Raw genomic sequence first — 7,463 nt, 5'->3', positions numbered from 1 at the left:
TAAATCGCGGCGCGAGGTTTGTAACCTAGTGGGCTAAGTAAAAACCGAGCAACAAAGAGTTAATCGTCCCTAGAAAGAACCCAAAGGGCAGCGCATGTTTGGTATTTATGCTGCGTTATCGCCTATTCATGGGGAATAACCACACTACATAGGCTCCGCCTTGCCTAAAAACCAAACATACTGCTGCAAATTCACCCACCAAAGATCAACACGCCCTAGTATATTTAAGTAAGCGCTTAGCTTTGAAAATTAAGCAACCGCTTGCTCTAAAATTTCGCGGCTTTCTTTTAGCGTAATAGCTTGGTTTTCGCCAAGAGCAACCATGCCGTGAGCTTCAAGTTTACCAATAATATTGTCAATAGTAGCGGCTTTATCATCGCCATGTTCAGTAAGCTGGGTCGCTACGTCAAGGCTGTGGTAAAACGCTTCAATTGCTGCAATTGTTTTCTCTGCTAAGTCTTCAGATTGCTCAAGACCAAATACGTTTTTACCCATTTGCTCAAGCTTTGCTTTTTTAACTGCAAATTGGTTACGTAATAAAGAAGGCTGAACAATAGCAAGTGAACGTGCATGATCAACACCGTAAGCGGCTGTAAGCTCGTGACCAATCATATGTGTAGCCCAATCTTGCGATACGCCAGAACCAATTAAACCATTAAGTGCTTGGTTTGCTGCCCACATAAGATTTGCACGCCATGCATCGTCTTGGTTTTCAAAGTTATCGCCTAATGATTTAAGTGCTTTTAATAGCGCTTCAGCGTAACCATCTTGTACAAGTGCGCCTGCAGGGAATGTTAGGTATTGCTCACAGGTGTGTACCCAAGCGTCTACTAAGCCATTTACAAGTTGGCGCTGTGGTAATGTTTTCATTACATCAGGGTCCATAATTGCAAACTTAGGTTGTACCGCAGGAGACATAAACGGAAGTTTTTGTTTAGTCGCAGCTTTGCTCACAACAGAACCTTGGTTAGACTCAGAACCTGTAGCTGGAAGCGTAAGTACTGCCCCAATAGGTAATGCACTTGTTACTTTATGCTTACCAGTAGGGATATCCCAACCTTCGCCGTCATATACTGCCGACGCTGCAATGTATTTAACGCCGTCAATTACAGAGCCACCGCCTACACCTAGTACAAAGTCGATATCTTGTTCTTTACAAATTTTTACTGCTTGATCTAGTACTTCAATTGTTGGGTTAGCGCCAACGCCCGAAAACTCAACCCAATCAAAGCCTTCAAGTGCTGCTGCAACTTGGTCGTACACGCCGTTCTTTTTAATTGAACCGCCGCCGTACACTACTAATACTTTTTGATCTTTTGCGATCAAATCAGTTAGTGAGGCAATTTGTTCTTGGCCGAACTGGATAAGCGTTGGATTTACGTAGCTAAATTTCATTATTTTGCTCCTAGGTGACGGTTAAATACTAAATATAATGCTTAGTTACTCACTAAGCTAAATTTCAATGAATGCATATTAGTGGCAAAACAAACATAAAAAAAGCCCAATAACTCGCAAAAGCTTGCCTAAAACTGTCAACATTGATATTTTACGCAAAATTCGTACGATAATAGATGTTTTAATGTCCTCAATAGCCAACATGATGCAAAAATTTGCAGAGCACAATAATTTACTTAACTTTGAAGGCAACATGGAAACCATTATTTCAGGTGTGTATTTTCATCGCGCAAGTAAAAGCTCGCCACGTCAGCCTCTTATATATAACTCAGGTATTATTATTGTTGGCCAAGGACATAAAATAATTCACTTTCCTGAACATCAAATAAAGTATGGCGAAGGTGACTACCTTGTTTTAGGAGTGCCTGTACCACTTGAGTGCGAAGCTTTTACCGATAACAACCTGCCTGTAATGGGCATTGTTATAGATATAAACCCAGTAATGTTACACAAGCTAGTAAACCAAATTGGTACAAATAAACCATTCACTTCAGGGCAAATGAGTGGCGTTCAATCGGCTAAAATAGATGGCGCCATGGAGCAAGTAACTCACCGCTTACTTAGCGTGCTTAATAACCCTATTGAAGCAGATGTTTTTGGCGAAGATATAGTAAAAGAATTAGTATACCGCGTGCTTTGCGGCCCACAAGGCGACACGTTAATAGGCCTTGCCATGCACGACGGGCACTATGCACGTATAGCACGAACGCTCTCTACCATGCACAGTAGTTATGCCAATCAAATTACGATTGAAGGGTTAGCTGAAGATGTAAATATGAGTGTGTCGTCGTTCCATCGTGCTTTTAGGCAAGTAACGTTTGAGTCACCTTTGCAGTATTTAAAAAAAGTACGTTTAGCTAAAGCTAAAGAGCTTATAACCAGTAGTGGAAGCAAAGCCAACGAAGCTGCATTAAAGGTTGGCTATACCAGCCCATCGCAATTTAGCCGCGAATTTAAACGCCACTTTAATAAAACCTCCAGTGAAATGTTAATTCAACTACATAACTAGGTAATGGCTTTAGATATGTAAGTTAACCGAGCGAGTCAATCTTAAGCACTGCTTTTTTGGTGTTTAGCATAACTTGCTTAGTCAATTGGCGATTAATAAGTTGGCTAAAAATAATAGTAAATAATGTTGAGCAAATGGCAGCTGTTGCGTACACCTGCCAAATCATAAAGTTATGTTTTAACATAAACGCAATCACCGCAAAAAATACACACCCACCTAATGAACCAATAATACCGCCATTAAGAATTTTAAACGTTGAGGCTTGTTTGTCACTAAAATGGGCAACACTGCCCATTACCGCTAAAATAACCGGAAAGGTAGATATTAACCCGCTCCATGCAGACCCTATATGCTGCGATATAAACGTAACAAGCACGATAAAGCTCGTCACTAATATCATTTTTACCGGAAGCTCCCAGCGAGCATTTAATGGTTTTGCATCAACTGATATATTTAGCTTTGTAGAGATAATAGTTAAACCGAGTAAAATACAAAGCGAAACCACACTCGCCACAATAATATTCACTGGTAAAAATAAAGTAATAACGCTAAATACGCACCAAATACTCAACGCTGTAAAAAGCGATTTAAGCATTCCAAACCTTCGTGATACAACCAAGTAACTAAAACAAAATAAGCCTATACCGCTCATACCATAAAGAGAGGCCACCGCTGAGTTAGCTGCAAATAATTTACCTTGCTCTAATGCTATAAAATAAGAAATAGGCCCAGAGGTAATAGGCAAGCCAGGAATTATACCGCTAACAAAACTACCAAAGCGTTTTTGGGCGAATGTTATTAGTAAAATAAGTAAAGGTGCAATTATGAGTTTAAGCAGCATAAATAACAATAAAGTATGAGAGTTGAAATTAAGTCTACGTGTCTATACCTACATTGTAGAGTGAATAAAAATCATGTATGTAGCGTAATTTTTTTTACCTGTAAATATTAACTAATTTATCAAAACACTGATTAATAGTTATAAAAAAACCACTTATTAAAGTGGTTTTTTAGCTTAACTTAAACAACAGCATTTATACTTTTTTAAATAAAACCTCTGGATTTACCATGGTTTTCATTTCAAGCACATTGCCATTTGGATCTTCAATAAAAAACGTTTCTTGCTCAAACTCATCACCAATAAAACGGCGATATGGTTTATCTAGGTATTCAATTCCCGCATCTTCAATACGTGTTTTTAACCCGTTAAATTCATCTTCAGATAAGTGAATCCCAAAGTGAGGTACTGCCACAGCTCCCATGTCTACATCATGGCGAACTGTTGGTAGGCGCTCAACACTTTGGTGCAAGGTAAGTTCATTACCCCAAAAATCTATATCTACCCAGCGACCTTCTTCACTGTTACCCGTTTTACAGCCTAGTACGTCACAATAAAACGCTTTAGCCACTTTTAAATCGCCAGCCGGAATAGCCAGATGCAAACAGTTAGACATAAATAACCCTTGGTTAACACTTTAATACATTAAATTATCGCCATTATACATAACTTGTGATTTATAGAACATTAACAGCGGCACTATTAAGCATATTTAATACCTAAAAGCCGTTTAAAAAACACGCTTTTAACGTTTGTAATTACTTATAACATTTATTTGTTAGAGAGTATTAGAAAGCGCAAAAGGATTAGTTTAAAATGCGCCGCTATGATTAAATTCTTATTTTTAAAATTCATCACTTTCTTTTTAGGCTTTGTAGCTTGCTTTGCTATGCACACTACTTTTGCATTACCTTTAGTGATTTCTGCTGCGCTAACGGGACTTATTGGCTCGTTTATTCCTTTTCCTGCACATTATAAAAACCATCCGTATGCTGCAATTTATGCTGGTAGCTTTGCAGGTATGTGTTCAACTCATTTAATTACCAGTTACTGGGAAATTGCTATTATTTCGCTTATTGGCTCAAGTTTGTATGTGCTTACTATGAATATGTTTACAGGTTTTGGTGGCAAGCTTGGTAGTGTTGCCTTTGCAAGTGTGGCACTTTTTGTATTAGCCAGAGGAATAGTATTATGAGTATTGAATATCCATTACTTGTACTGCTTGGGGCTTTTTTAACATTTTATTTAGCTAAGCATAGTCGCTTTGACGGGGTTAGAGCGTCGTCTTCACTTTCTATTATTGCTTATTTAATTTTTAGCGCTTTAAATTTGAACCCCGATTTATACGCAATTGTATTTTTTGGCGGTACATTTATAGGTATGAGCGCCCCACATCGATTTGGTATTTATACTGTAGCAAGCTCATCTATTTTGTTTTCAATCTTATTTGAGCATCTTGTACCAAAACTTGACGGCTATGGCGGTGCATTGGGTATTAGTGCATTTTTATCTGTCTGCATTTGCCATACTTGCATTTTATTAGGTGCCCCAAGAAGTAAAAAGCCGCCACCAGTTCAATAAAAAATTATTGAACTGGTCTAGTTTCTCCCAGCATTCGCTTTAAAATAGTAGAAAAATTAGAGTGTAAAATATTCATGTTTTAAGCTGTTCTTTTTCTTTGCAAGTCTGTTAGAATCTTTCGCGAACTTTATTTACCCTAAATAAAGACAATCATATATGGATTTATGAAAATGAAAAAACTAATCGCAGTAGCAGCTCTATCTTTACTTCCTTTCTCAAACGCAATGGCTGACCAAGATATTGGTTGTGGTCTTGGTTCTATGTTATTTGCAGGTCAGCAAGGTAAAGGCGTTAAAATTTTAGGCGCTACAACAAACGGTACTTCTGGTAACCAAACTTTTGGTATCACTTTTGGTACTTTAGGTTGTGATGGTACTGGTACAGTAACTTCTTCAGAAAAAATTGCTTTATTCATTGACGGTAACATGGAGCAACTTGCTCGTGATATGTCAAAAGGTGAAGGCGAAACTTTAGCTACTCTAGCTGAAGCTTGGGGTGTTGCAGATCAAGATAAAGCAGCATTCAACGCGCTTGCTCAAGCACAGTTTTCTTCAGTATTTACTTCTGAAAACGTAACTTCGCAAACAGTTTTAGAAAACCTAAACACTGTTCTTGCAAGTAACGCACAACTTGCTTCTTATACTCTTTCTTAATCAGCTAAATTAGCCGGTTTTATACGTATAAATAAAGCCGCTGGAGTATTTCTCTAGCGGCTTTTATTGTTTAGTGATTATGAAAAAAATATTCTTTGTTTTATCAATTGCGCTGTTTAGTACTTACGTAAACGCTCAAAGTTTTAAAAATGACACCTTAGCAACCGACCCTTACTGGCTCAAATTAGGTCATTACCGTGGGGCCACATTAGGTGGTTGGAAAAGTGAAGTAGATAGGGCTGAGTTTTTTTTATCTCCTATAGGTAAAACAAGTCCACTGGACGAACTTGAAGCCACTATAGCCGCATTTAGTGGTAAAAATACTGACCCAAAAACAACACAATCTCGCTGTCGGTTTCCAGCACGCTATAAATGGCTAAAAACAAAAATTAAAAATAACTGGCCCGCGCTTAATTGCCCAGAGCTTCAAACGTGGCAAAAAATAATAAACCCAAAAGGGGTTACGTTAGTTTTTCCTACTGCATTTATGAATAGCCCATCATCAATGTTTGGTCACACCTTACTTCGTATTGATGCAAAAGATCAGACTCGCCATAAAGAGTTGCTCGCATTTGCGGTTAATTTTGCAGCAGAACCAGACGGCTCAGACAATGCAGCTATGTACGCACTAAAAGGCCTGATTGGCAGCTACCCAGGTAAGTTTTCGCTTATGCCGTACTATAAAAAAGTACGCGAATATAATGATTTAGAATCTCGTGATATTTGGGAATACAAACTTAATTTATCTGAGCTACAGGTAGAGCTTATTTTATTGCACTTATGGGAGCTACAATCAGCTACATTTGATTACTTTTTTATTGATGAAAACTGCTCTTACCAATTACTTGCATTATTACAACTCGCACAAGAGGACCTTGATTTAACATCGTCATTTAATATGCAAGCTATTCCATCAGATACCGTTGCAGTACTAAGAAATAACAACTTACTACAATCACCTAATTACCGCCCTGCTTTTGGCACTAAGCTTTACCATTACTCTACTCAAATGACTAACGAACAACTTGATGATGCAAGAGAGTTAATACAAGGTGGCTCCCTCAATACTCGTAATTACTCACAGTCGCAATTAGTCGCAATATTAGAAATGGCGTATGAATGGTTAAATTTTGAATTTTACGATAAAGCATTAAAGCGTGAAGAAATTGCCCCGCGACTAACTAAGCTACTACTAATGCGCAGCAAATATAAAGTAGCTTCGCCATTTACTAAGCCAAGTCGTCCTATTGCTTCTCCAGAGCAAGGTCATGGCTCTTCTAAAGTAACGCTAGGTAGGGTACAAAATAATAACCAAGCAAACCTTACAAATTTTGGTTATAGGCTTGCGTATCATGACTTACTAGATAGGCCTGAAGGTTTTATAGCGGGTGCACAAATTAGTTTTTTTGATTTGGAAGCCGCTATTACTGACGAAGGAAATGCAGATATTGAACATTTTTACTTATTAGATGCTATGTCGCTTGCACCCGATAACCGCATATTTGATAGCTGGTCGTGGAACTTTAAAATGGGCTTTGACCGACAACCAAGTGACAATAAACGTTTAGGCCGCTTTTTTACAAAAGGAGGTTATGGTAAATCTTATGGCGATCCTAATAATCTACACGGCTATATTCTTGGTCAATTTGAGCTAAATACAGGCGATATAACCGACCGACTTAGTACTGGAATAGGCAGCGAAGCCGGTGTAATTTGGCAAATAAACAATAACCATAAACTCGCTTTAACTGGCAATATATTATGGCTAACTGATAACGCAGCAAGTAAGCACAGCGAAATAGCTATAACATGGAATTACGCTGTTTCTCGCAATGTATCGCTGCGCAGCAAAGTACAGCATGCTCAATGGCATAGCCATAATTCATCAATGAGTTTAGCTATGCAGTTTTACTTTTAACTTTTTCAA

General features: G+C 38.2%; 8 protein-coding genes. 5 read left to right on the top strand and 3 right to left on the bottom strand.

The genetic code is table 11. The annotated features are described in order from the left end of the window. Positions 1–249: 249 nt before the first annotated feature. Complete coding sequence (locus H4J63_RS05555; protein ID WP_182195110.1) at positions 250–1,395, bottom strand: iron-containing alcohol dehydrogenase; 1,146 nt, start codon at positions 1,393–1,395, stop codon at positions 250–252. A 184-nt stretch (positions 1,396–1,579) separates the two neighbouring features. Between H4J63_RS05555 and H4J63_RS05550 the strand changes: the two genes are divergently transcribed. Beyond that, positions 1,580–2,464, top strand: coding sequence for an AraC family transcriptional regulator (locus tag H4J63_RS05550; protein ID WP_182195107.1), 885 nt, complete (start codon positions 1,580–1,582; stop codon positions 2,462–2,464). 22 nt (positions 2,465–2,486) lie between these two features. On the opposite strand, the gene H4J63_RS05545 is transcribed toward H4J63_RS05550, so the two are convergent. Together H4J63_RS05545 and H4J63_RS05540 are read right to left on the bottom strand one after the other, a co-directional pair. Then, positions 2,487–3,305 carry a hypothetical protein gene (locus H4J63_RS05545; protein ID WP_182195104.1) on the bottom strand — a complete coding sequence of 273 codons (819 nt, stop codon included), beginning with the start codon at positions 3,303–3,305 and terminating at the stop codon, positions 2,487–2,489. A gap of 193 nt (positions 3,306–3,498) precedes the next feature. After that, positions 3,499–3,918, bottom strand: a complete 420-nt coding sequence (locus tag H4J63_RS05540) for a VOC family protein (RefSeq protein WP_010554617.1) — start codon at positions 3,916–3,918, stop codon at positions 3,499–3,501. A 273-nt stretch (positions 3,919–4,191) separates the two neighbouring features. Here H4J63_RS05540 and H4J63_RS05535 point away from each other — a divergent pair, with 273 nt between their 5' ends. The 4 genes from H4J63_RS05535 (at position 4,192) to H4J63_RS05520 (ending at position 7,454) form a co-directional block, all read left to right on the top strand. Continuing rightward, the gene (locus H4J63_RS05535) at positions 4,192–4,497 is read left to right on the top strand and encodes a hypothetical protein (RefSeq protein ID WP_024605802.1); all 306 of its coding nucleotides are present in this window, start codon (positions 4,192–4,194) and stop codon (positions 4,495–4,497) included. Next, entirely contained in the window at positions 4,494–4,883 is a 390-nt protein-coding gene (locus tag H4J63_RS05530) for a hypothetical protein (RefSeq protein WP_024605803.1), read from the top strand. Before H4J63_RS05535 ends, H4J63_RS05530 begins: the two co-directional genes overlap by 4 nt. Positions 4,884–5,053: 170 nt before the next feature. Beyond that, on the top strand, positions 5,054–5,536 hold the full coding sequence (locus H4J63_RS05525) for a DUF3015 domain-containing protein (protein WP_002962856.1): 483 nt from the start codon (positions 5,054–5,056) through the stop codon (positions 5,534–5,536). 79 nt (positions 5,537–5,615) lie between these two features. Next, a complete protein-coding gene (locus H4J63_RS05520; RefSeq protein WP_182195101.1) occupies positions 5,616–7,454 on the top strand; it encodes a DUF4105 domain-containing protein in 1,839 nt (612 codons plus the stop codon). Positions 7,455–7,463 lie beyond the last annotated feature (9 nt).

This window comes from Pseudoalteromonas sp. 5Ae-yellow, assembly GCF_014077565.1.
In the GTDB taxonomy this organism is placed as follows: Bacteria; Pseudomonadota; Gammaproteobacteria; order Enterobacterales; family Alteromonadaceae; genus Pseudoalteromonas.
Note: the sequence above shows the minus strand (reverse complement) of the source record. Positions and strands in the feature narration are given on the sequence as shown.

Excerpts from the sequence above, each read along its gene's own strand:
- H4J63_RS05555 (WP_182195110.1), bottom strand. The coding sequence starts at position 1,395 with ATGAAATTTAGCTACGTAAATCCAACGCTTATCCAGTTCGGCCAAGAA.
- H4J63_RS05550 (WP_182195107.1), top strand. The coding sequence starts at position 1,580 with ATGTCCTCAATAGCCAACATGATGCAAAAATTTGCAGAGCACAATAAT.
- H4J63_RS05520 (WP_182195101.1), top strand. The coding sequence starts at position 5,616 with ATGAAAAAAATATTCTTTGTTTTATCAATTGCGCTGTTTAGTACTTAC.
- H4J63_RS05540 (WP_010554617.1), bottom strand. The coding sequence starts at position 3,918 with ATGTCTAACTGTTTGCATCTGGCTATTCCGGCTGGCGATTTAAAAGTG.
- H4J63_RS05525 (WP_002962856.1), top strand. The coding sequence starts at position 5,054 with ATGAAAAAACTAATCGCAGTAGCAGCTCTATCTTTACTTCCTTTCTCA.
- H4J63_RS05530 (WP_024605803.1), top strand. The coding sequence starts at position 4,494 with ATGAGTATTGAATATCCATTACTTGTACTGCTTGGGGCTTTTTTAACA.
- H4J63_RS05545 (WP_182195104.1), bottom strand. The coding sequence starts at position 3,305 with ATGCTGCTTAAACTCATAATTGCACCTTTACTTATTTTACTAATAACA.
- H4J63_RS05535 (WP_024605802.1), top strand. The coding sequence starts at position 4,192 with ATGCACACTACTTTTGCATTACCTTTAGTGATTTCTGCTGCGCTAACG.